The organism is Streptomyces fildesensis, assembly GCF_016107395.1.
GTDB lineage: Bacteria > Actinomycetota > Actinomycetes > Streptomycetales > Streptomycetaceae > Actinacidiphila > Actinacidiphila fildesensis.
In genome coordinates this window covers 1-248 of record NZ_JAAIKO010000336.1, presented here as the reverse complement: position 1 = coordinate 248, position 248 = coordinate 1, and the positions used below count along the sequence as shown (strand labels likewise).

Annotated in this window: 1 pseudogene; it reads right to left on the bottom strand. The window is 62.5% G+C overall.

Annotated elements, in window-relative coordinates:
- Positions 1–248 (bottom strand): annotated as a pseudogene (locus C6N31_RS44970) (esterase); the annotation flags it as partial.

Below are 248 nucleotides of genomic sequence, written 5' to 3'. Positions count from 1 at the left end.
GACTGCGGGCCACCGGGGATGTCCTCGCACTCACTGTCCCGGGGCATCGACGGGGATGGCCGCATCAAAACCTGGATGAGAGGCTCCATGGCCTTGTCTTTGAGCATTTGCAGCTCGGTGGAGGGATACCGCAGTTTCGTGACGAGATTCCTCGCGTCACCGGGGAAACCTGTCAGGGCGAGCAGGGCCGGGAACCGCTTGCTCTTGAACGCGCGCTGGAAGTACTGGGGCGGCAGATAGATGTAGCC